Below are 22,617 nucleotides of genomic sequence, written 5' to 3'. Positions count from 1 at the left end.
ATAATGGAGTATCTTTTAAATTTCTCCTTTAAAAATAACTCTAAATAAAATAAGCAAAAAATAATTCTTATTCATTCCTGTAAATCATGTAAACAAAAAAGCCACACCAGGTGCAGCTTTTTGTATAAACAATTTTGTAATCAATTTATTTTCTTTCCCCTCTTCCAGAACTAAAACTTCTTCTGCCATTTCTATCCTGCGAAGCATTGCGGTTATTGCCCCCACCTCCGCCACGGCTTTTAAAATTTGGGCGCTGGTGAGGTTTTGCTGCAGGCGCAGATGGCTGTGCAGTTGGAGATAACGGGTAAGGATGCTCTGTAAACTGCGGAATAGTTTTACCGATCAGTTTTTGGATATCCCTTAATTCTGTTTTCTCATCTGCATCGCAGAAAGATAATGCAATACCTGTATTACCAGCTCTGCCTGTACGGCCGATACGGTGTACATAAGTTTCCGGCACTTCAGGTAATTCAAAATTAATTACGTGGGTTAAGTCATCAATATCAATACCTCTTGCGGCAATATCTGTTGCTACCAGCACACGCAGGTTGCCATTTTTAAAATTACTCAGTGCATTCTGTCTTGCATTCTGCGATTTATTGCCGTGTATAGCTGCAGCAGTAATGTTTTCGTGGTGCAATACTTTTACTACTTTATCAGCACCATGTTTGGTACGTGTAAAAACCAAAGCACTTACTAATGCCGGGTCTTTTAATAAATGAATGAGTAATTTATTTTTATCTTGTTTGCCTACATAAAATAATCCCTGCTCAATAGCATCAACGGTAGATGATACCGGGGTAACTTCTACTTTTGCTGGATTGGTTAACAACACATTTGCCAGTTTTTGTATTTCGGGCGGCATGGTTGCGGAGAAAAATAAGGTTTGCCTTCTTTCCGGTAAACGTACAATTACTTTTTTTACGTCGTGAATAAAACCCATGTCTAACATGCGATCGGCTTCATCCAAAACAAAAATCTGTAAATGGCGCAGGTTGATAAAACCCTGGCTCATCAGGTCTAATAATCTGCCGGGTGTGGCAATTAAAACATCCACGCCTTTTTTTAAGGCATTGGTTTGATGCAGTTGCGATACACCACCAAAAATTACCGTATGTGTAATATTGGTGTTTTGTCCGTAAGCGGCAAAGCTTTCACCTATCTGGATGGCCAACTCTCTTGTTGGTGTAAGTATCAATACTTTTATACCAGGTATATTTTGTTTTTGCTGATACAGTAATTGTAAAATAGGAATGGCAAATGCGGCCGTTTTACCGGTACCGGTTTGTGCACAACCTAAAAGATCCTGCTGCTTTAATACGATGGGTATGGCCTGCTGCTGAATAGGGGTGGGTTTGCTATAGCCTTGCTGGTCTAAAGCTTTAAGTATGGGTTCAATTAACCCGAGACTGTTAAAATCCATTAATAATGGTTTATGATGTATGGCTGAAAGGACGTTGTATTTTCTGAGATCAGCGAAGGAAATTTGTTTGTACCACCGGCTTACAACCTGCCGTATTGTTGTGTGGAGAACTGCGAAGATAGGGTATTCCGATTTAATGGGTTTTGTTTGGCAACCCTGGAGTAAATTTGCTGCTTCAAAAACAGTTGATACGTTTATGAATGAAATACAACATTGTGCCATTGATATAGCAGCCGGTTGTAATTATGATTGGGTGGTTGAAAACCTGGTGAATGGAAATTTATTAAAACCATACATCAATTTGCCCCCGGCAGCTGGTGCATTGTATTCTCATATCGCCATCAATAAAATTATTGAAGAAGAATTACTGCACGACCATTTTGAAATTACCACTGCTAACAACAAAAGCCTTAAAAGCATGAGCAGCGGCGAACAGAAAAAAGCTTTGCTGCAATACATCATTAGTAAAAAGCCGGGTTTTATAGTAATTGATAATGTACTGGATAATTTAGATACTGCCGCACAGGAAAATATTATTGCTTCTTTAAAAACAATTGCTGCCACTACTTTAATAGTCCAGGTTGTAAATCGTAAAAAAGATATACTGCCTTTTATTGAAAAAATATTTTCTATACAAAATAACATCATCATAAAAGATGAAAGTATTGTATCTTATTTAAATGCGGCAACAACAATTCATGCCAATCATTTTTTCGAAAATATTCCTCCTGCATTACATGCCTACACATTACCAGCAGGCCCGTTGGTACAATTGCATGATGTATCTGTAAGTTATGAAGAGCGGCAAATTCTTGATCAGATAAACTGGACGATCAATGCTGGTGAGTTCTGGCAACTGGCAGGACCAAATGGAAGTGGCAAAAGTACCATACTTAGTTTGATAACCGGTGATAGCCCTAAAGGCTATGGACAAGACCTGGTACTGTTTGGTATTAAAAAAGGCAGTGGCGAAGCGGTTTGGGATATTAAACAAAACATCGGGTATCTGAATGCTACCATGGCGCAGTTTTTTTCACGTTTAGATTCTGTAGAGAAAATGGTGCTATCCGGATTGTTTGATTCCATCGGATTGTATGTGGTGCCTAATGAAACACAAATTAAAACGGCACAGGCATGGCTGCAGCTGATTGGTTTGTATGAAGATCGTAATAAACCTTTTTGTTTTTTACCATTGGGAAAACAGCGTATGGTGCTGGTGGCAAGAGCTATGATAAAGCATCCGCCTTTGCTGATATTAGATGAGCCGGCATCGGGCCTGGATGATTACAATATCATGTTATTCACAACACTTATTAATAAAATTGCCGCAGAAAGTAATACGGCAATTCTCTATGTATCGCACCGGCCCGAGGCAGGTTTAACGCCCCGCTTTGTATTCAATCTTTTACCTGGTGAAAACGGATCAACAGGTGTAATTCAAAACAGTTAACTACAACTAAAAATCATCATCGGTTAAAACTGTTGCATCTTTATCGCCTAAAACAATTTCAACCGTATAGTTGCCCGAATCATCTTTCACCATCACTACGGATGCAGCATATCCTGCGGTTATTTCTTTTTTTGCAGGGAATAAAAAAGTACAGGCATTGGTTTTAATACCAGCATCGGGTTCTGTTGGGGTGCCGGTTAAACCAAAAGCACCACTGGTATTATTTAAAGTTATTTTTATTGCTGCCAGTTGTTTGCAAAGCTCATTATACTTTGCTTTGGCTTTAGCAAAATCTTTGGTGATTAAATAAGGTGCGATATAGCTTAAATAAAAAGCTTCATCATCAATGATGTAATCTTGCTTAAGTGCCAATGGAAAACTGATGATGCTTTTGTTTCTCAATGCATCGGTAGTATCATCAGATGGATTATCTATTACCTGTCCCATTAAAATGTCAAGATCAGTTGCAGACTGTTTAGCAACTAATGCAATGGCTTCGGCCAATGTTTTTGGCATAACGGAAATGGCTATACCTTTATCGTCGGTAATACTTGTTACAGTAACCGGGTATCCATCGTTCCAGGTGCCTTTTATACAATAGCCGGCGGAATTTATCCTGTATCCCTTGCCTGTAAATCTTCCTTTAAGATAATCACCATTGTATAATTCATTCTTGCCATTGGCAAACCAGGCTTTGCCGGTAAATAATCCTTTATCAGCTGTTGCGCCATAATAAATGGATTTTGTTTTCAGGTTAATGCTCAGGCAACCGGTGCCGTTTAAAAAATCATTCAGGTAATTGCCTTCATCATAAAAATCGCCTATTCTGTAATAGTAAGCATAGCCGTTAACGCCTTGCTTGGTGAGCGAGCCTATAAAGCGGCTGGAATCATCCTGCATTATAATTCCATTTTCAAATATCCCTTCTTTATAAAATCCAAAGTATCTTTTTTTAGTACCAAAGTCGTACACAAAACCAGTATCATATAAACTCTTGCTGGTTTTGTTTAATGCGCCTATTAAAATTTGTTTGCTGGTTTTTTCAGCATAAAAATCACTGCTGTTTAAAAAACTTTTATAGTTTCCGGTAGTGGCAGTTTCCCAGGTACCGTCTTTCCATCTTCCCTGGAACAATTTTTTGGTATCCAGTTCGTATTGATACCCCAACCCGTTTTTTTTATCTTCTGCATAAATATTGTCATTCACAGTTCCTGCATTACCGGGAATAAAAATACAGCGGCCATTAAACTTATCGTCTTTCCATTCTCCTTGTAACAGGGCATTGTCTTTATAAATTAATACTCCTTTACCTTCTTTTTTACCATCAACAAAATCGCCTGAAAAAATATTGCCGTTTTTACTGAGATTAGCCCCTTTGCCGTTCAGCTTTCCGTTTTTCCATTCGCCGGTTAAAAAGGCGCCTTCTTTAAACACAATAGTACCCTTACCGCTATACATTCCGTTTACAAAATTGCCTGCATAACGTAAGGCATTACCATTGCTGTAAATGGCAATGCCTGTTCCATTGGGTTGTTTGTTTTTTATTTCGCCTATATAAGTGATATCCTCTCCCCAGGCATCTTTAAGGCCGGTAATTTTTCCGGTAGAGGTTTGGGCAAATACTAAAGCGGTAACTGCAATAAGCAGGCTGGATAAAAGTAACTTTTTCATGCTGGTGTAATTTGAATGGTGGTATCGGGTACAGGTAAAACTGTTTTGTGTTGTAAAATTGCTGTTTTAAAACGATTAATGCAATACCCACCAGCACGTAAACTTGTAAATAGCATTTGATAAGGTAAAAATTCAGGGTGAGTCTTAACACTGTTTTGTATGCATATAGCCAGCTGATAAGCTCAAATCATGGCGATACCTGATTTTGGTCATAGTAAAAAAACAGGAGGCACTATAGATTTGGAGTATAAAATTTACTACAATGAAAAAGATAATAGCTCCGGTAGACTTTTCTGATGTTGCGGCTAATGCAGCCATCTTTGCCGGTAACCTGGCAGAGTTTTATGGTGCCGAATTATGGCTTTATCATAGTTACGAAATGGTTATCCCCGTAACAGAATATGGCTACTCCTATGTAAGTATTGTTGAAATGCAGGAAGCCGCCGAGCATGAACTGAACGCTTTTAAAGATAAAGTACAGGGTGCTTTAAGGCGTACTATCACTATCAATATTAAGGCAGAGAATGCTACATTAACAGAGGGCCTTACAGCATTATGTGACGAAGTAAAACCAGAGTTTGTGGTGATGGGACTGTCTGGAAAAAATGCACTCACCAGGCTGGTGGTGGGCAGCAATACCATAAGAGCTATACACCAGCTTACTTACCCTGTATTGGTGATACCACCTAAAGCTGCCTTTACACCGGTGCGTAAAATCGGTTTTGCCTGCGATTATAAAAAAGTATTGGAAACCACACCTGTACAACCGTTAAAAAAATTAGTACTTGACTTTAATGCCGAATTATATGTGCTGAATATTGAGTATAATAATACCATGACCTCTGACGAAAAGTTAAAGGAAAGCCAGCATATAAGTGAGCTGTTGTATGATTTAAAACCAGCTTACCAAACTATTATTTCCGGGGATATTACCAATGGCATCAACTGGTTTGCAGATAAAGAAAAAATAGACTGGATGGTAATGATACCCAAAAAACATAACCTGGTAGAAAAAGTTTTTGGCAGAAGCCAAACCAAAGAATTGCTGCACCACACACATTTGCCTGTGCTTTGTATGCATGAATAATTTGCCATATGAAATAGCGAAAGCCGTTCTCCACACTGTTGGGAACGGCTTTTTATTAAGTGTAAAAATCCCACAGCAAAAATGCCGTGGGACCATAGATAAGGCTGTGGTTAATGGATATTAAAGCGCACTGCCCGATCAACGTGAAATATATAGGGTTTTATCTGAGCCTTTTAAATAAATGGGGGCTGGATGAAAATCCTGCCCCGTTTAAAATCCAATATCCTATGAAAAACCGATGTAAAAGTAATACCGCCCTACCACTGTTTTAGCCCAAGTAGCTGAACTATACCTGTAAGTAGGTCAATTGTCATTTTAAGTAGACAAAGGATACCACACAATTTAAAAAGGGTTATTTTTATACCTGATTATGCCTTATCCTCTTACTTATATGCTTGCAGACGATGATGAACTGTACAGGGAGTACACCCTGCAGCAGTTGCATAATATTGCCGGACTGGAATGCCTTTGTGTTTGCGAAAATGCATTAGCTACAAGAGAGCAGTTACAGCATTTTCAACCCGACCTGCTGATACTGGATGTGGAAATGCCCGGGCTTACAGGGATACAACTGGCAAAAAGTATTAAACAGTTACCGCTTACTATTTTTATCACTTCTCACCCCAGCTATGCAGCAGATGCTTACGAACTGGATGCTGTGGATTATTTAGTAAAACCGGTGCCACCCGAAAGATTATTGCGTGCTATTGACAAAGTAAGGGTGCTGGCATCTATTAAAGCCAACACTTCTGCCGGAGAGGGGTTTCAACAAAAGGATGCAGAATCTTTTTTTATAAAAGATAAAAATACCTTTTTAAGAATTACTTATACTGATGTGCTGTATGCAGAGTCGCTGGGTGATTTTGTAAATATTTTTTTGCAAAACGGCGAAAAGAAAATTGCATTGGTAAGCATGAAAAACCTGGAACAGCAATTGCCACCCAATCTTTTCATCCGTATCAGCCGTTCTCATTTAGTGAACCGGCAAAAAGTAACTGCTGTAGATACGGATACTGTTCACATCAATAAAATACAATTGCCCATTGGTAAAACTTATGCAGAAGAAGTGATGAATGCTATTATCGGCAACCAGGCCATTAAACGTTTTATTTAATCTTGTTGTAGTAAATATGAAAAAGTTGTTGCTGATTGTTGCAGTTTTATTGTACTGGCCTTGTGCTGCACAGGTTAATAAAGAAGTGGATAGCCTGTTGAAAGTACTGGATACCGAAAAGCAGGATAGCAATATTCAACGTACACTAAATCGCATTGGTAATTATTATATCGATAACAATCCTACTAAAGCGATTGAATATTTAGAACGTTCTGCCGAGTTAGCCAGGCAATTAAATTTTTCCTTACGTTTAGCCAATAACTATTATGACATTGGTTTTTGTTATTTACTAAAAAGTGATTTTGATAAATCCCTGAACTTTTACCAGCAAAGTGCAAAGATCTATGAAACATTGAAAGATAATCATCGTCTTGCAAATGCATACATGTCGATGGGAAATGTTTTTTTTCAAAGCAAATCACTGCCTAAAGCAGATGAATATTATGATAAAGCCGAAGCTATTGTAAAACAAACAAAAGACAGCGGGCAACTGGCTTCATTATATGCAGAGCGGGGCAATATGTACGACCAGGAGCAGCACTATGATTCAGCTATAGCTTTTATGCAAAAAAGTATTGCGATAGCAAAGCTTATTAATGATGATTTTATGGTGACCAATGGCCTTAGTAATATGGGGCTTACTTATAAACATAAAAAAAATACTGCCCTGGCATTGCAGTACTTTGATACGGTATTAAAAAAATACAATGCCATGAAAGATCCGCCGGTAGATAACCTGGCCATTGTGTTTAATAATGTAGGTGCCACGCAATCGCAGGCAGGCAATTATACAAAAGCGATTGATGCATTTAATAAAAGTATCGGTTATTCAACACAAGAGGGGTTATCTGCGGTGCTTATGGAAAACTACCGCAACATGGCCGATATGTTTGCCGATATGAAAGACTATAAACAGCAAAGTATTTATCTTACTAAATACCATCAGCTTAAAGACAGCCTTTATAGTAACGACAGTAAAAACCTGCTTACACAATTAGAAGCTGATTACCAGTTAGAGAAAAAAAATATCAGCCTGGTAAAACAGGAGGCGGAAACCACTAAACAAAAAAGTCAGCGTAATATTTTTATCATCATTGCAATTGGGGCTGCATTGCTGTTAGCAGCTCTTGGTTTTTTTTACAGAAGAATAAAACAGAACAATATTTTATTGCAGGAAAAAAATATCCAGATCAACAAACAAAAAGACGAACTGCAAACACTCAATCATGTAAAAGACAGGTTGTTCTCTATTATCAGTCACGATTTGCGCAATCCATTGGTTACACTAAATGGTTATCTTTCCCTTGCAGAAAACACTTCTTTGCCCGAAGAGAAAAAAGAAAAATTCAGACAGCAGACACAGCAGGCCGTTAGCCAAACCAGCAATATGCTGGATAATCTTTTAGTATGGGCCAATATGCAGATCAAGAATACTAAACCCACTATCACAAATATAAATGTAGAAGATTGTATAGATGATGCTATTGGTGCAGCAAGGGCGCAGGCCACACAGAAAAATATTCTTATTGATAAAAATATTATCACCACTATGGCAACTGCCGATCATAATATTATAGAGATAGCACTTCGTAATATTATTACCAATGCAGTAAAGTACAGCCAGGCAAACGGGCATATTACCGTGAGCAGTTTCAGCGATCAATTCCACACTTTTATTGCTGTAAAAGACGAAGGCATTGGTATGAGTAAAGATAAAATTGAAGAACTGCTTAATAATGAAGCAGAAAGTAAAACCGGCACACATGGAGAAAAAGGCAGTGGCCTCGGACTCTTCCTGGTAAAAGAATTATTGCAAAAAATAAATGCCGTCCTTTTAATTGAAAGTGAGGAGGGTAGTGGCAGTAGCTTTATAATACAACTGGGCGCCGGATAATTTTTTTCTAAAATTTATTTTCATTTCCCTTATCTTCATAGCACTAACCGCCTAATTCAGATTGTCCTACCCTTACGTAAACTAGCTGTTTTTACCCTATTTACTGTAGAGCATTTATTTGCCCTTAACCTTAGTATTAAGCATTGCTATAGAATTCCTTAACTGGTAGTAAAATTTTTATTGCCTAAACTATTCTTATTTATGGGACATGAAAAATTAAAGAGAAAAGATTTTTTTAAGAACCTGGCTGGTTTTAAAAAGAAATTATCTGATGATGTACTTACTGAAGAGCCACCGGGAGGCCCCGATCCGCTGTTTGACAAATATGCCCGTAAAACTTTAGGGCCAAGGCAATACAGCGAAGTAGTGCAGCTACCCGTTGCCGATGATGTTGATTCTTTACGTGTGGGTAATATTACCAGTGGCCTTACACCATATGCAGGCACATGGACGGCATGGGAAGTAACGCACTTATTACGACGCACAAGTTTTGGTATTAAGAAAACCGACCTGGAGGCGTTGGTTTTATTAACACCATCTGCAGCAGTAGATGCATTGCTAAATATCAGTGCGCCTGTATTGCCTTCGCCCACACCACTCAATTACTACCAGGCTACTTTAGCAGATAGCGGCGGTATTGCCCTGGGTGCAAGCTGGACAGCTAATAATCTTACGTATGTAAATGCCAATGATGGTACTAATAATAGTTACAGGCAGATCAGCTTAACAAGCTGGAGCTGGGGATTGTGTATTGATGATGGTGCTACTATACGGGAAAAAATGACACAATTCTGGTATCATTTTATCCCGGTAAATTTTGATGATATCAGGAACCAGCAGAATAATTCTGCTACCATGTGCAGTGATTATATGAATTTATTAAGAACCAATGCACTCGGTAATTTTAAAACCTTGATTAAAGCCATTGCAAAAACACCGGCCATGCTGGTATTTTTAGGTAATCAGTATAGTACAGCATCGGTGCCTAACGAAAATTTTGCACGTGAGCTGATGGAATTATTTACATTGGGAAAAGTGCCTACGCAAAATTATACCGAGCCTGATGTTATTGCAGCATCAAAAGTTATATCAGGTTGGCGGGTGCCCAGTTTTATTGCAGCCTATCCTTTTGCGCCGGGCTTTAATGCTTCCTATCATAATCAAAGCAACAAACTGTTTTCTTCTTTTTTTGGTAATACCACTATCACTAATCAGGCCGGTGTAAATGGTGCCAATGAATTTGATCTTTTCTTTGATATGCTTTTTACGCAGCAGCAAACCACTATTGCAAAATATATCTGCCGCAGGCTCTACCGTTTTTTTGTGTATTATGATATTGATCCTAATATTGAAACAAATGTTATTGCTCCTTTATCTGCATTACTCATCAGCAATAACTGGGACATCGCTCCTGTGATGAGTACTTTATTAAAGAGCGAACATTTTTTTGACGTAGCCAACAAAGGTGTGATGATAAAGAGCCCTGTAGATTTTATTACAGGAGCATTGCGTACTTTAAATATTAATACCACAGCTGCCGCCGGTGCAACGCAGGTGGCCAATCAATATGCTATCTGGAATTATTTTCAGAATTATGCTAACAATAACCTGGAGCAGGGACTTGGCCTGGTGCCCAATGTATCGGGGTGGAAAGCCTATTACCAGGACCCTACCTATTACCAAAACTGGATCAACTCCAATTCTATACAACGCAGGGCAACATTGCTTACAAGTTTTATAAATGGTTTTACCGTAGGCGGCCTCAGCATTAAATTCGATCCTATTGCTTATGTACAGCAATTTCCCAGTGCTACCATACAGGATCCTGATTTACTGATCAATGCAATTGTACCTTACTTATTTGCAGTTGACCTGCCTGCTACGTATAAGAGTGACACTAAAATTCAAACGCTTTTAGCTGGCCAGGTAACCAATAGTTACTGGACCACGGCATGGAATAATTATGTGGCCTCGCCAACAACAGCTAATGCCAATATTGTTAAAACCAGGCTCAATTCTTTATTCACCACTTTTCTGCAACTGGCAGAATTTCAATTAATGTAGTCTTCTTAAAATAAGAAATTATGAACCGTAGAAAATTTTTAGGTAACACTGCACTCTTTACTGTGCCAATGATGATTTCTGGTATACCTGTTTTTGCCGGCGATGGTGCATTGCATCCTTTTTTACAGGCGCTGACTTTATCTAATGCCAATTGTGGCCGGGTATTAGTGATCATACAAATGAATGGTGGTAACGATGGTTTGAATATGGTGATACCATTGGACCGGTACACCGAATTGAATAATGCCAGGCCAAACCTTTTAATTCCCTCAGGTTCTGTGCTGGCGCTGAATGGTACTACCACTACAGGCCTTCATCCTGCAATGACGGGGCTTAGAGATTTATTTAATGATGGAAAAGTAAACCTGGTGCATGGCGTGTCTTATCCTAATCCCAACTTCAGTCATTTTCAGGCACAAGACATCTGGTTTACAGCAACCAGCACCTTACCTTCTCCTGATACAGGCTGGCTGGGCAGGCAATTAGATACCACTTATCCCGGATTTCCCACTGGCTATCCCAATGCTACCAGTCCTGACCCTTTGGCTATACAAATCGGTGGTGCGTTGCCGTTATCATTACAAGGCCCTAATATCAATATGGGGTACAATGCACCCAATCCTGCTGCATTGATAAATGTGGCTACTGCCACACCGGCATCTGCACCTGCAAATGATTATGGCAGGGAGCTTACATTTATACGCATGATGAAGGATCAGAGTAACGCATATGCCTCCAGCATTTCAGCTGCTTATGCGGCGCAGGTAACATTATCTACCATGTATGCTGCATCAGGCAATACCTTATCTGACCAGCTTAAAATTGTAGCCCGGCTTATAGGTGGCGGATTAAAAACGCCGGTTTATATTGTTAATCACCCTGATACTTTTGATACGCATGTGGACCAGGTGGTAGCAGGTAATACTGCAACTGGCTATCATGCAAATGTGTTATCTAAATTATCTGTTGCTATTGCTGCTTTTCAAAATGATATTACTTTAATGGGTAAGGCCAATAAAGTAACCGGGATGACCTTTAGTGAATTTGGCCGCCGTGTTATTGCTAATACCAGTGTGGGTACCGATCATGGTTCAGGTGCACCGGTGATTTTCTTTGGGGCTGTTTTAAATGGTGGCGTTACCGGAACTTCTCCTGTATTGCCCACCAATCCAACAGCAAGTACGCAGGTACCACTGCAATACGATTTCAGGCAACTATACACTACCGTTATGCAAAAATGGTTGTGCATGACAGCGGCAGAATCGCAAACTATTTTAGGAGGTACTTACGCTACTGTGCCCATCTTTAATGAAATAGTATTGCCATTAGATGGCATAGAACTGAATGCCGGATGGGACGGAGAATTTGCCAAACTGGATTTTGAAGTTTTTGAAAATGATAAATATGACACTTTTGTTGTGGAGCGTTCTGTAAACGGTACCGATTTTCAACCACTGAATACGTTGAAAAATACCAGTAATTTAAATCAGCAGAAATACGTGTATAAAGATAGCCGTATAAGCGCTCCGCAGGTTTTTTACCGTATAAAAGGTATTACCAAACAAGGTATGCCTGCCTACTCAAAAATTGTAAAACTTAAAAATACTAATAAGCAGGAGATAAGAGTATATCCAAATCCGGTAACTAATTATACTATCAACATAGAATTTTTAACACGGGTAAATGAAAATGTAGAGATTACTATTTACGGCGCCAGGGGCGAAAAATTATATTATAATCAGGTCAACCCGAGAGGCAATGTGTCCATTAGTTTTAAAGTACCCAATTTCTTTGATGTAAAGACATTGTATATTTTAAATGTTACTTACAGCGGTACAGTAATTAATGAAAAAATATTGTTTGAATAAAATAACTAACCTGAAAAACTAAACTCAAAACTGAAATCCTCTTTCTCGTTTTACATAGCGTAAAATGCGGAAAGAGGATTTTTTATTGAATGCATATTTGCTCTGTTATGGAATTAAATCCCCGGTAATTAACAACAGCTTTGTAAAAACAACTTTTTTTTTCATCCCCTATTATCTAACTTCCATAAATTAAAATAGCCTGATGAAAAAAATGCAAATCTTGGTACTAGCGCTTACACTTTGTTTTTCGTTATTGAGTGTAAAGTCTTTTGCAGGTGATGAGCCCGCAGATACGGTATACACAGGTATTTATGTAACCAGCATACATGATATCGATTTTAAACAGAAAGAATATACCGTTAACTTCTGGCTGTGGTTAAAATACAAAAACAAAAAGTTCGATTTTTTGCAAAACCTGGAAGTGCCGCAAGCCAAAAGTGTTGCCAGGTCTTTTTCTACAATAGACTCTTCCGGTGGTAAAATATATATCCTGATGAAACTCCAATGTGTGATGAAAGATTCCTGGAAGATCGGCAATTTCCCTTTCGACAGGCAAAACCTCAGGCTCTCCATTGAAAATTCACAATTTGATTCGCACGCATTGATCTTTGTACCGGATACACTAGGTAAGCATTATGATGCCAGGTTTACTTTAAGCGGATGGAAGATTGACAGCTTTAATATTTCTACCGGCACCAAAATTTACGAAACAGGATTTGGAGACGAAAGCCTCGATAAACCGCATACAGAATACAGTAACTATAAAGTTAAGATAGGCCTTGAGCGGGAGGCTACAGGCTTATTCTGGAAAATGTTTTTGGGCATGTATGTAGCCTTCCTGATTGCATATATATGTTTCTATATTCATGCTGATGGCATCGACTCCCGTTTTGGCTTAAGTGTGGGGTCTCTGTTTGCCGTAATTGGTAATAAATATATTATTGATTCTGCTTTACCTGAATCCTCCTCTTTTACTCTGGTTGATACCTTGCATGGCCTTACCCTCTTTTTTATATTTTCTGTAATTACCTGTACCGCATACACGCTAAAGTTGGTAAAGCAGGATAAAATTAAACAAGCCAGGCGGTTTGACCTGGTTGCGGCGCAGGTGTTACTGCTACTTTATGTGGTGTTCAATATCTATTTTATTTCGCAGGCTAGTGCAACATAACATAAAGTAAATAGGGGCCAGGATAAAAATCCAGCCCCGCTTTTAAATCCAATATCCTATGAAAAACCAGGTACAAAGTTAACAGGTAAAAAAGCTACAGGCGTTATACCATTTGATCATTATGTTGTATAATTCCCACATTATGTAATTTCCACTTATACGGCTACCCTGAAACCTGCTTACTTCTCCGCAATGGATACGTAAAGCTGTTCTGCCATAGTAGTATGTGACTGACAACAGCATTTTTCAACCTTACATAATTTATAGATTTACTTGTATAATTCCCACTTTGTAATGCCGTTATTTATAAAAAGAGATACCTGGTTTTTGATAAAATATCCGGATTTATTTTGTTGTAATGCAGGCTGGTACTGGTTATTAATATTGTACAGGTATTTTGGATTATTCGCAGAATGCTATACAAAAGTAGAATCACATCACTGTCATAATGCTTGGAAAAATATACATGGCATAAATGTTGACCAATATGCAATAACAAAAATTATATACAAAAATGACAAAGATTAATTTGATCCTGACAGCTGTTATTGCAGTGACGGGATTTACAGCATGTAACAATGCAAGCACAGAAACTGCAAAGCAGGATGCTGTAAATTTGAACAACTATGTTGATTCAGTAGAGAACCTTACTCCTGTTTATACAGTTGCTAACTGGTCAGCACTGGACAATGGTTACCAGGAAAAAGCCTTACAGGCAGAAAAAACAGTAGCCACCCTTGAAGCTGCAGATAAAGCTAAACTGGAAGAAAGCAAAGCAAAGTATGCTGCTTTAAAAGCAAAGTATGAAGCCAAGCTTAAAGAAAACGAAATGGCAGCTAAAACGGCAGCAACAACGCCGGATTACAGGCAGGTGTTAAGAACCAAATTATTTGGAGAAGGCAAAGTAGGTGCTGATATGAAATTTGAATCAGTAACCGCAGATAATATATTAGGTGTATACAAGAATTTTGTAAATACTGTTGCTGATAATAAAGACAGTTATACCCGTGAAGACTGGGACGAAATAAAAGTATTGTACGAAGCACTGGATACCAGGAAGAATGTGGTTGAAAAAGATCTTTCCGGTAGTGACAACTTAAAGATAGCAGGCTTAAAGATTAAGTTTGCCGCTATTAAAGCAACACACAGAGGCGGTACCAAAGGTGCAGAAAATGCCGCTGCAAAAGAACAGTAAGCAATAAGGATTATAATTTAAAAAGAACGTTTCAGTAAACTGAAGCGTTTTTTTTTTGCGTGAGACGTGAATGGTGAATCGTGAGTGTGGTTTTTGAGTTGAATAGCTTTTAGTTTATAGTACTTTTCTAATTTACGTCTCACAATTCACGATTGACAAAAAAAAGGGGCCAGGATAAAGATCCAGCCCCGGTAATAACTCCATTTTCTATAAGAATCCAATTCCCAATAAAACTCCTGCAAAGTTATCAGTACATATATAGCAAGTATTATATAATGAACTGTTTAAGTTACATAATTCACACATTTCTTATCAATCGTCAATGGTGAATCGTCAATCGTGAATTGCCAACAATTCATTAATCATGTTTCATTATTCAAGTTTCACCTTTCTGCCTTACGCTAAACATTCTCCTTTCATTAACAAACTTTAGCAATAACTACCCGTCTATAGCACAGGATTTGTATTAATTATTGTACTAAAAATCACTAAACATGAAAAATTTAAAATTTGCAATTGTACTTTTTATTGCGGTCTTGGGCTTTACGCCTGCTGCCGAGGTAAAAGCGCAATCTGTATCTGTAAACTTTTCCTTATTCCAACGGGAGCTGGGGCCTCACGGCCGATGGATGACCAATCCCCGTTTTGGAGAAGTTTGGATTTATAATGATCCGGGATTTAAACCTTACTATACCGATGGCCATTGGGAATACACTAACTATGGATGGTCGTGGGTGTCTGATTTTGATTGGGGATGGGCACCATTCCATTACGGCCGCTGGGAGTATGATCCTTCTTATGGGTGGATGTGGATACCAGGTTACGACTGGGGAGCAGCATGGGTAAGCTGGAGTGAGTATGATGATTATTATGGCTGGGCTCCTTTAGGTTATGGCGTTAATGTAAATGTTTCTTTTGGCAGCATTCCTTACGATCGCTGGACTTTTATTCCGAGAAGAAATATCTGCGACCGTGATATCAATCGTTACTACGTATCACCCGACAGAAACCGGGGTTTTAGAAATGCAGTGGTGATCAATAATTATTACGGTGGTAATGGAGACAGGGGAAGATTTATGAGAGGACCGGAAAGAAATGAAGTGGAACGTTATACGCACAACAACATACAGGAACGCAGGATTGATGACAGGGAAAGACAAGGACGCTGGACTGCAAACAACGATAACAACCGTCGGGATAACGGAAATAATAACAATGGCGGCAGAAGAAATGACCAGCAGGCAGGTGGTGCCAGTAATAACGGTAATGGCAATAATAATGGTCGTTGGGGAAACAGGGATGGCCAGGTAAGAGGTGACAATAATAACAATCCCCGGGACAATGGAAATAATAACGGCGGAAGAAGAAATGATCAAACTGTAAGAGCTGACGATCAGCAAAGAGATCAGAATTTTCCGGGAAGAAAACCCAATATTGATAATAACAATGGACAACCCAACAGGGATATCAATAATCCAAGGCAGAATGATAACAGGTTTCCAGGAAATGGTATGCCTGATGAAAAAAGAACGAACAGGGATAATAATCCACAGGGAAACTTTCCGCAACAACAGGACGCCCAGAGACAACAGCAACAACAAATAGAAAGGCAACAACAGGCACAAAGGCAACAGCAGCAGCAAATGGAAAGACAGCAACAAGATGCTCAGAGACAACAGCAACAACAAATAGAAAGACAGCAGCAGCAAGCCCAGAGGCAGCAACAACAGCAGGTAGAAAGACAACAAAGACAACAGCAACCTGCAATGGAACAACGGAGAGACCAGGGTGGACAAAGATCAAATGGCAATGGCCAGGGTGGTAATGATAATCGTGGCGGTTGGGGAAAAGGAAGACGAGGCTAATAATTTCTAAATAGTGTACAGGTAATATTCCCCGGTTGGTTAATTCCAGTCGGGGAATATTTTTATACGGTTATTCTAAAATGGTGGGCAATGATGTTCATTTTTTTGTTCAGGTAAAAGCGATGTGCATCATACCGGTGATGGGCAGAATTTAAATGAATGGTTTTAATGATTTTTTCTTTTGCGATGTTTACCAAATGATCAAACAATATTGCGGCATAACCTTTTTTTCTTGCAGACGCAAGGGTAACAAAATCATCAAAGTCAATAATCATTCCATCATATAACGTGGTGGTAAACCTGAAGCCGGCAGCACAAACAGCTATACCATCATCTTCAATATACAAAAGATGATAACCTTCTTTTTTCATTTGTACAATTGTAGTAAGAAAACTGTCGGTACTGTGGTGCGGCCTTAGTTCTTTCATTACTTCAAAGCATTGTAAAAGATCTTCCGCTGTTAGCGCTTCTTTTATTTTCATGGTGCAGCAATTTTATTAATTCATATTCCTGTACTCATTCGGAGATCTCCCCACACGTTGTTTGAACAAGCGGCTAAAATGCTGTGGGTATTTAAAGCCTAATTCATAAGCAATTTGATTAACCGATTTATTCTGGTCAAATATTTTTTCTTTTGCCACATCAATTACTTTTGATTGAATATATTCCTGTGCTGTTTTGCCTGTTTCTTTTTTTATCAGGTCGCCAAAATAGTTGGCTGATAAATTCAGTTCACCGGCACAATAACCCACGGAAGGCAAACCTGTTATTTGTGGTTTGTCCGTTTGGTAATAATCGTTCAACAGCGCTTCAAATCTTTCTAAAATACCTTTATGCACTTTGTCCCGTGTAATAAACTGGCGGTCGTAAAAACGTATGCAGTAATCTAAAAGCAGTTCAATATTAGATACAACGAGTTTTTTGCTGTGCTTGTCAATGTTTTGCTGCAATTCGTATTCAATCTTTGAAAAGCAATCCAGTATGATCTTTTTTTCACGGTCTGATAAATGCAATGCTTCATTCGATTGGTAAGTAAAAAAACTATAGTCCTGGATATGCCGCCCAAGATGAGTGCCATGTATTAAATCAGGATGAAATACCAGCGCATAACCTTTTGGCTGATAAATTTCTCCGGTATTATCCACGCTAACTACCTGCCCGGGTGCAATAAATACCAACGTACCTTCCTGGTAATCATAAGTGTTTTTGCCATACCGCAGATCGCCGCATTTTACTTCTTTTAAAAATACGGTATAGAAACCAAAATACATGTTGGAGGCCCGTCGTGGCGCTGCTTTGGATAGATCAACAACACTCACCAACGGATGCAGTGTTTCATTATTATTGAACACATTATAATCATTGATTGTTTCAAACCTTCGTATGTTATCCATATGGATGTAATTTAGTAATTCAAAATTACTGATTTATTAATCTCCCGGTTAACAACCAGACCCCAATCAGTAATGTTGGTAGATTAATCCGTAATTTATATACCATGTAAGCTGTAAAAGCCTCCCACCTTTGTGTTGAAAATGAAAATTAATTATGAAAAAGGTTACATTAAATAATGGAGTAGAAATGCCCATGCTTGGTTTTGGGGTTTTCCAGGTAACAGACCTGGCAGAATGTGAAAGAAGTGTGGTAGATGCTATTGCAACCGGCTATCGTTTGATTGATACTGCGGCATCATATATGAACGAAGAGGCAGTTGGCAGAGCTATTAAAAGTAGCGGCGTAAACAGGGAAGAATTATTTATCACCACAAAACTCTGGATACAATCAGATGGTTATGACGGAACAAAAAAAGCATTTCATAATTCACTAAAAAAATTACAATTAGATTACCTTGATCTATATCTTATACACCAGCCATATGGCGATGTGTATGGTGAATGGAGGGCTATGCAGGATTTATATAAAGAAGGAAAAGTGAGGGCAATTGGCGTAAGCAATTTTCATCCTGACCGGTTGATGGATTTGATTGTTCACAACGAAATTGTTCCTGCAGTTAACCAGCTTGAAACACATCCCTTTCATCAGCAAAATGAAACACAGGAATTCCTGGTTGAAAATAATATACAGATAGAATCATGGGGGCCATTTGCAGAAGGTAAAAACAATCTCTTTCACAATGAACTATTACTTTCTATTGGAAAAAAATACAACAAATCAATAGCACAGGTGGTGCTTAGATGGCTTACTCAACGTGGCGTTATTGCCATTCCAAAATCTGTTCGCAAAGAAAGAATGCAGGAGAATTTTAATAGCCTTGACTTTGAACTGAGTACTGAAGACATGCAAGCTATCAAAACATTGGATACAAATGCCAGCAGTTTCTTCGATCATCGTGACCCGGCAATGGTAAAATGGCTGGGGGAAAGAAAACTGGAAGTATGATCAAATACAAAATCTCTAAAATAAAAAAAATGAAAAAAGTACTGCAAGTAATGATTTTATTTTCTGTTGCTATCTTTTCAAAAGCAGTAGCACAAGATGTTACTGTATTTCCAAAAGGTGAAATATCTGCAACTGATAATCACACAGGAACTGTTTGGCTTAAAGAATTAAATGTGCCTGACAGCATATTTAATTACAGCCTTGCACATGCTACGTTTGCACCGGGCGCTAAACTCGATTGGCATATGCATCCCGGCGGGCAATACCTTTTAATTACTGAAGGCACAGGTTATTACCAGGAAAGAGGAAAGCCCATACAAATTGTTCACAAAGGAGATGTAATTAAATGTCTTCCGGGAGTAGAACATTGGCATGGTGCAACACCGGAAACCAGCTTTGGGTACATAGGCGCTACCCCCGTACAAAAAGGGAAAACAATCTGGTTAAAAAGAGTAACGGATGAAGAATACAAAAGCATAAAATTTACTCCTGCAAATGAAGAACAGGAAATTAAAGATATCTCGAAACAGAAATGGAGTTGGATGGCAGACAAGAATGTCGATTCTTTAAATGTGCTGTTTGATGAAAAATCCATGTTTATTCACATGGGAGGAAGTTGGGGAAAAACCCAGGAACTATCTACTATAAAAAGCGGTGGTATCTGGTATAAGAAAGCTGAAGTGTATTCAGTATCTGTAAATATCATTGGTAACACTGCCATACTGTTAAATGACATTGATCTGCTGGCTGTAGTTGGCGGTAATGAAGTTACCCACGCTTTCATGGTAACCGAAGTATATACTAAAGAAAACGGCAAATGGAAGATGGGTTCTCTCACTTTTTCACAATTGCTCAGGCCGGTAAAAATGAAGTAATAAATGGCCTCTTCCGTTTAAATAAAATTAGAGTCATTTCGATTAATTACAAATTCAATTAACAGAAAAAATAAGTTATGAACCGTCGGAAACTTTTTAAAAATGGATTGGCATTAGCAGGAGGTTCTTTGCTGTCAACTACCGGTATAGCACAGTCGCAAAATAAAAATTCTCAAAATGAGGCGCCAGGCAATTCTCCCAAACGCCGCAAATTGGGCGGAACGCTGGAAGCTTCCAGTATCGGGCTTGGCGTTCAGAATATGAGCCGTACCTATCAAACAACGATTCCTTCCCGTGCCGAAATGCTCAACATCATCCGGGCGGCTTTCGATCATGGTGTTACTTTGTTTGATACAGCGGAAGCATATGGCCCTTTTGAATGTGAGCGGATACTCGGTGAAGCCATTGCACCTTTTAGAAACAAAGTTGTTATCGAAACAAAGTTCGGCTGGAACATCGACCCTAAAACCGGTCAGCGTCTCCCTGGTTTGAACAGCCGTCCCGAACACATCAAAGAGGTTGTGGAAGGAATGTTGAAACGCCTCCGCACCGATCGTATTGATTTATTATATCAGCATCGGGTAGATCCGAATGTTCCGATTGAAGATGTTGCCGGAGCAATCAAGGATCTTATCAGGGAAGGAAAACTGTTGCATTATGGGCTTTCCGAACCAGGCCCACAAACAGTAAGACGAGCACATGCCATTCATCCTGTTACAGCTATCCAGAACGAATACTCGCTTTTATGGCGGGGGCCTGAAAAGACAATCATTCCGCTCTGCAAGGAACTCGGTATCGGTTTTGTCTGCTGGAGTCCTCTTGGCGTGGGATTTTTAACCGGAGCCATTGATGCAAATACAAGGTTTGCCCAGGGCGATATCCGCGGTGGGGAATCCCGTTTCTCGCCGGATAATTTACCAAATAATCTTGCACTGGTTGAGCTGGTAAAAAACTGGGCTACACGTAAACAAGCTTCCCTTGCTCAAATTTCTTTGGCATGGTTGCTGGCGCAGCAACCGTGGATAGTACCCATACCAGGCACAACACAGATGGCGCATATGCTAGACAACACCGGCGCTGATAATATTCGCTTTACCACCGCTGAACTTGATGAATTTAATACCTCACTAGCTAAGATTGAAATTAAAGGTGAGCGGCTGCCAAAATTTGTACTTGATTTTTCCGACGTAGAAGCACCACAAAAAAAGTAAAGCGCTCTCAATATGAAAAATACGCTTGTTCTATGTGCAATCTTCAGCCTGTGTATAGTGTACAGTTGTTCTGATGCACAAAGTGGGCTCTCCAAAAAAATATTGATTGTGTATTTGTCACGAACAAATAACACAAAGTAATAGCAGAAATCATTCAGCGAAATGCGGGAGGCACATTGATAGCGCTTGAAACGGAGAAAGCTTATCCTGAAAACTATCAGCAAACAGTGCAACAGGTGGTAAAAGAAAATGAAACAGGTTATTTACCTCCTTTGAAAACAAAGATTGATAGTATTGAAAACTATGATTTTGTATTTGTAGGATTTCCTACCTGGGATATGAAAATGCCACCACCAATGAAAAGCTTTTTGAAACAATACAACTTTAGTGGCAAAACGTTTATTCCCTTTAATACAAATGCCGGCTATGGCGTGGGAACTGGTTTTGAGACAGTAAAGGAACTATGCCCAAATAGTAAAGTGTTAGAAGGGTTTGAAATGAAAGCCGGTGCGGAACGGGATGGCCAATATCTTGTGATCAAAGGCGAAAAGGCTGAAGAGGCGCAGGAGAAAGTAAAAAACTGGTTGAAGAAAATAAAACTTATTCAATAGTAGGGTAGTAGTTTTATACTGTGATAAAATAGATACTTTTAACTAAATATTTTATTTTAAAGTATTCAAATTTACCTGATGTTTAAAAACCTGTTCAGCAATCCATCATTTCTTTTACTTTTAGCCGGCAATTTTTATTGTATATGGTATTACGAAAATAATCCCGGTGCATTTGCTACGGTAGTATGGATATACTGGTTCCAGAGTATCACTATCGGGTTATTTAATTTTATAGAATTACTTACCATGAAAAATTTTGATGGTAGTAGTTTTAAACTGAATGATCAACCTGTAACTGGCAGTAATCAAGGCTGTGCGGCCTGGTTCTTTTTAGTGCATTATGGATTTTTCCATTTAGGATATGCTATTTTTTTATTGATACAGATTGGTGTACGCTCAGTAAATAAAGCAGTACTGTTAATTGGCGTGGCAGTGTTTTTCCTGGAAGTTGTCCTTAATTTTATAAGACAAAAACAAATGGAAGGTAAAGTTACGTTTAATATGGGCGCTATGTTCATGCTGCCTTACCTGCGTATTATACCTATGCACCTGATGATATTGCTACCTGCTTTTTTGGGTTGGAAACCTTCCCTGATCTTTTTGTTATTAAAAATGGGAGCAGATATTTTATCTTTTCTTTTTTATCATAAGATATATGGGAAAAATAAAATTGCTGATAGCATGCAGTAATAAAATATGATCATTTTATTTTTATAGC

18 protein-coding genes are annotated in these 22,617 nt (G+C 38.7%); 14 read left to right on the top strand and 4 right to left on the bottom strand.

Going from position 1 to position 22,617, the window contains the following annotated elements:
* Positions 1–145: 145 nt before the first annotated feature.
* Positions 146–1,423 (bottom strand): DEAD/DEAH box helicase, encoded by a 1,278-nt coding sequence (locus tag ACQ334_RS06495; protein WP_430987367.1) that lies wholly within the window; start codon positions 1,421–1,423, stop codon positions 146–148.
* 196 nt (positions 1,424–1,619) lie between these two features.
* On the opposite strand from ACQ334_RS06495, the gene ACQ334_RS06490 reads away from it, so the two are divergent.
* On the top strand, positions 1,620–2,873 hold the full coding sequence (locus ACQ334_RS06490) for an ATP-binding cassette domain-containing protein (RefSeq protein ID WP_430987366.1): 1,254 nt from the start codon (positions 1,620–1,622) through the stop codon (positions 2,871–2,873).
* Between the two features lie 6 nt (positions 2,874–2,879).
* Here ACQ334_RS06490 and ACQ334_RS06485 read toward each other — a convergent pair whose 3' ends face one another.
* Complete coding sequence (locus tag ACQ334_RS06485; RefSeq protein WP_430987365.1) at positions 2,880–4,544, bottom strand: hypothetical protein; 1,665 nt, start codon at positions 4,542–4,544, stop codon at positions 2,880–2,882.
* A 262-nt stretch (positions 4,545–4,806) separates the two neighbouring features.
* On the opposite strand from ACQ334_RS06485, the gene ACQ334_RS06480 reads away from it, so the two are divergent.
* From ACQ334_RS06480 to ACQ334_RS06445, 8 genes are all read left to right on the top strand, one after another.
* Positions 4,807–5,631: a universal stress protein gene (locus ACQ334_RS06480; RefSeq protein ID WP_430987364.1), complete on the top strand. Its 825-nt coding sequence runs from the start codon at positions 4,807–4,809 to the stop codon at positions 5,629–5,631.
* Between the two features lie 370 nt (positions 5,632–6,001).
* Positions 6,002–6,745 (top strand): LytR/AlgR family response regulator transcription factor, encoded by a 744-nt coding sequence (locus ACQ334_RS06475; RefSeq protein WP_430987363.1) that lies wholly within the window; start codon positions 6,002–6,004, stop codon positions 6,743–6,745.
* Positions 6,746–6,761: 16 nt separating this feature from the next.
* Positions 6,762–8,639: a tetratricopeptide repeat protein gene (locus ACQ334_RS06470; RefSeq protein WP_430987362.1), complete on the top strand. Its 1,878-nt coding sequence runs from the start codon at positions 6,762–6,764 to the stop codon at positions 8,637–8,639.
* 201 nt (positions 8,640–8,840) lie between these two features.
* Positions 8,841–10,703 carry a DUF1800 domain-containing protein gene (locus ACQ334_RS06465; protein WP_430987361.1) on the top strand — a complete coding sequence of 621 codons (1,863 nt, stop codon included), beginning with the start codon at positions 8,841–8,843 and terminating at the stop codon, positions 10,701–10,703.
* Positions 10,704–10,723: 20 nt separating this feature from the next.
* Positions 10,724–12,571: a DUF1501 domain-containing protein gene (locus ACQ334_RS06460; RefSeq protein WP_430987360.1), complete on the top strand. Its 1,848-nt coding sequence runs from the start codon at positions 10,724–10,726 to the stop codon at positions 12,569–12,571.
* 202 nt (positions 12,572–12,773) lie between these two features.
* Positions 12,774–13,742 carry a hypothetical protein gene (locus ACQ334_RS06455; RefSeq protein WP_430987359.1) on the top strand — a complete coding sequence of 323 codons (969 nt, stop codon included), beginning with the start codon at positions 12,774–12,776 and terminating at the stop codon, positions 13,740–13,742.
* 514 nt (positions 13,743–14,256) lie between these two features.
* Complete coding sequence (locus ACQ334_RS06450) at positions 14,257–14,937, top strand: hypothetical protein (protein WP_430987358.1); 681 nt, start codon at positions 14,257–14,259, stop codon at positions 14,935–14,937.
* Between the two features lie 494 nt (positions 14,938–15,431).
* Positions 15,432–16,802: a DUF6600 domain-containing protein gene (locus tag ACQ334_RS06445; RefSeq protein WP_430987357.1), complete on the top strand. Its 1,371-nt coding sequence runs from the start codon at positions 15,432–15,434 to the stop codon at positions 16,800–16,802.
* A 62-nt stretch (positions 16,803–16,864) separates the two neighbouring features.
* Here the strand turns inward: ACQ334_RS06445 and ACQ334_RS06440 are convergent, their stop codons facing one another.
* Both ACQ334_RS06440 and ACQ334_RS06435 read right to left on the bottom strand, forming a co-directional pair.
* A complete protein-coding gene (locus ACQ334_RS06440; RefSeq protein WP_430987356.1) occupies positions 16,865–17,284 on the bottom strand; it encodes a GNAT family N-acetyltransferase in 420 nt (139 codons plus the stop codon).
* 15 nt (positions 17,285–17,299) lie between these two features.
* Positions 17,300–18,196, bottom strand: coding sequence for a helix-turn-helix domain-containing protein (locus ACQ334_RS06435; RefSeq protein ID WP_430987355.1), 897 nt, complete (start codon positions 18,194–18,196; stop codon positions 17,300–17,302).
* A 154-nt stretch (positions 18,197–18,350) separates the two neighbouring features.
* Here ACQ334_RS06435 and ACQ334_RS06430 point away from each other — a divergent pair, with 154 nt between their 5' ends.
* The 5 genes from ACQ334_RS06430 (at position 18,351) to ACQ334_RS06410 (ending at position 22,589) form a co-directional block, all read left to right on the top strand.
* Positions 18,351–19,202, top strand: coding sequence for an aldo/keto reductase (locus ACQ334_RS06430; protein ID WP_430987354.1), 852 nt, complete (start codon positions 18,351–18,353; stop codon positions 19,200–19,202).
* 29 nt (positions 19,203–19,231) lie between these two features.
* The gene (locus tag ACQ334_RS06425; protein WP_430987353.1) at positions 19,232–20,077 is read left to right on the top strand and encodes a DUF4440 domain-containing protein; all 846 of its coding nucleotides are present in this window, start codon (positions 19,232–19,234) and stop codon (positions 20,075–20,077) included.
* Positions 20,078–20,154: 77 nt separating this feature from the next.
* Positions 20,155–21,288, top strand: coding sequence for an aldo/keto reductase (locus ACQ334_RS06420; protein WP_430987352.1), 1,134 nt, complete (start codon positions 20,155–20,157; stop codon positions 21,286–21,288).
* Between the two features lie 176 nt (positions 21,289–21,464).
* Positions 21,465–21,899 carry a flavodoxin gene (locus ACQ334_RS06415; protein ID WP_430987351.1) on the top strand — a complete coding sequence of 145 codons (435 nt, stop codon included), beginning with the start codon at positions 21,465–21,467 and terminating at the stop codon, positions 21,897–21,899.
* 78 nt (positions 21,900–21,977) lie between these two features.
* On the top strand, positions 21,978–22,589 hold the full coding sequence (locus ACQ334_RS06410; RefSeq protein WP_430987350.1) for a DUF6498-containing protein: 612 nt from the start codon (positions 21,978–21,980) through the stop codon (positions 22,587–22,589).
* Positions 22,590–22,617 lie beyond the last annotated feature (28 nt).

This window comes from Ferruginibacter sp. SUN106, assembly GCF_050611765.1.
Classification (GTDB): Bacteria; Bacteroidota; Bacteroidia; order Chitinophagales; family Chitinophagaceae; genus Ferruginibacter.
Note: the sequence above shows the minus strand (reverse complement) of the source record. Positions and strands in the feature narration are given on the sequence as shown.

Bases quoted from the DNA above. Each gene is read 5' to 3' on its own strand.
- ACQ334_RS06495 (WP_430987367.1), bottom strand. From the start codon at position 1,423: ATGGATTTTAACAGTCTCGGGTTAATTGAACCCATACTTAAAGCTTTA.
- ACQ334_RS06490 (WP_430987366.1), top strand. From the start codon at position 1,620: ATGAATGAAATACAACATTGTGCCATTGATATAGCAGCCGGTTGTAAT.
- ACQ334_RS06485 (WP_430987365.1), bottom strand. From the start codon at position 4,544: ATGAAAAAGTTACTTTTATCCAGCCTGCTTATTGCAGTTACCGCTTTA.
- ACQ334_RS06480 (WP_430987364.1), top strand. From the start codon at position 4,807: ATGAAAAAGATAATAGCTCCGGTAGACTTTTCTGATGTTGCGGCTAAT.
- ACQ334_RS06475 (WP_430987363.1), top strand. From the start codon at position 6,002: ATGCCTTATCCTCTTACTTATATGCTTGCAGACGATGATGAACTGTAC.
- ACQ334_RS06470 (WP_430987362.1), top strand. From the start codon at position 6,762: ATGAAAAAGTTGTTGCTGATTGTTGCAGTTTTATTGTACTGGCCTTGT.
- ACQ334_RS06465 (WP_430987361.1), top strand. From the start codon at position 8,841: ATGGGACATGAAAAATTAAAGAGAAAAGATTTTTTTAAGAACCTGGCT.
- ACQ334_RS06460 (WP_430987360.1), top strand. From the start codon at position 10,724: ATGAACCGTAGAAAATTTTTAGGTAACACTGCACTCTTTACTGTGCCA.
- ACQ334_RS06455 (WP_430987359.1), top strand. From the start codon at position 12,774: ATGAAAAAAATGCAAATCTTGGTACTAGCGCTTACACTTTGTTTTTCG.
- ACQ334_RS06450 (WP_430987358.1), top strand. From the start codon at position 14,257: ATGACAAAGATTAATTTGATCCTGACAGCTGTTATTGCAGTGACGGGA.
- ACQ334_RS06445 (WP_430987357.1), top strand. From the start codon at position 15,432: ATGAAAAATTTAAAATTTGCAATTGTACTTTTTATTGCGGTCTTGGGC.
- ACQ334_RS06440 (WP_430987356.1), bottom strand. From the start codon at position 17,284: ATGAAAATAAAAGAAGCGCTAACAGCGGAAGATCTTTTACAATGCTTT.
- ACQ334_RS06435 (WP_430987355.1), bottom strand. From the start codon at position 18,196: ATGGATAACATACGAAGGTTTGAAACAATCAATGATTATAATGTGTTC.
- ACQ334_RS06430 (WP_430987354.1), top strand. From the start codon at position 18,351: ATGAAAAAGGTTACATTAAATAATGGAGTAGAAATGCCCATGCTTGGT.
- ACQ334_RS06425 (WP_430987353.1), top strand. From the start codon at position 19,232: ATGAAAAAAGTACTGCAAGTAATGATTTTATTTTCTGTTGCTATCTTT.
- ACQ334_RS06420 (WP_430987352.1), top strand. From the start codon at position 20,155: ATGAACCGTCGGAAACTTTTTAAAAATGGATTGGCATTAGCAGGAGGT.
- ACQ334_RS06410 (WP_430987350.1), top strand. From the start codon at position 21,978: ATGTTTAAAAACCTGTTCAGCAATCCATCATTTCTTTTACTTTTAGCC.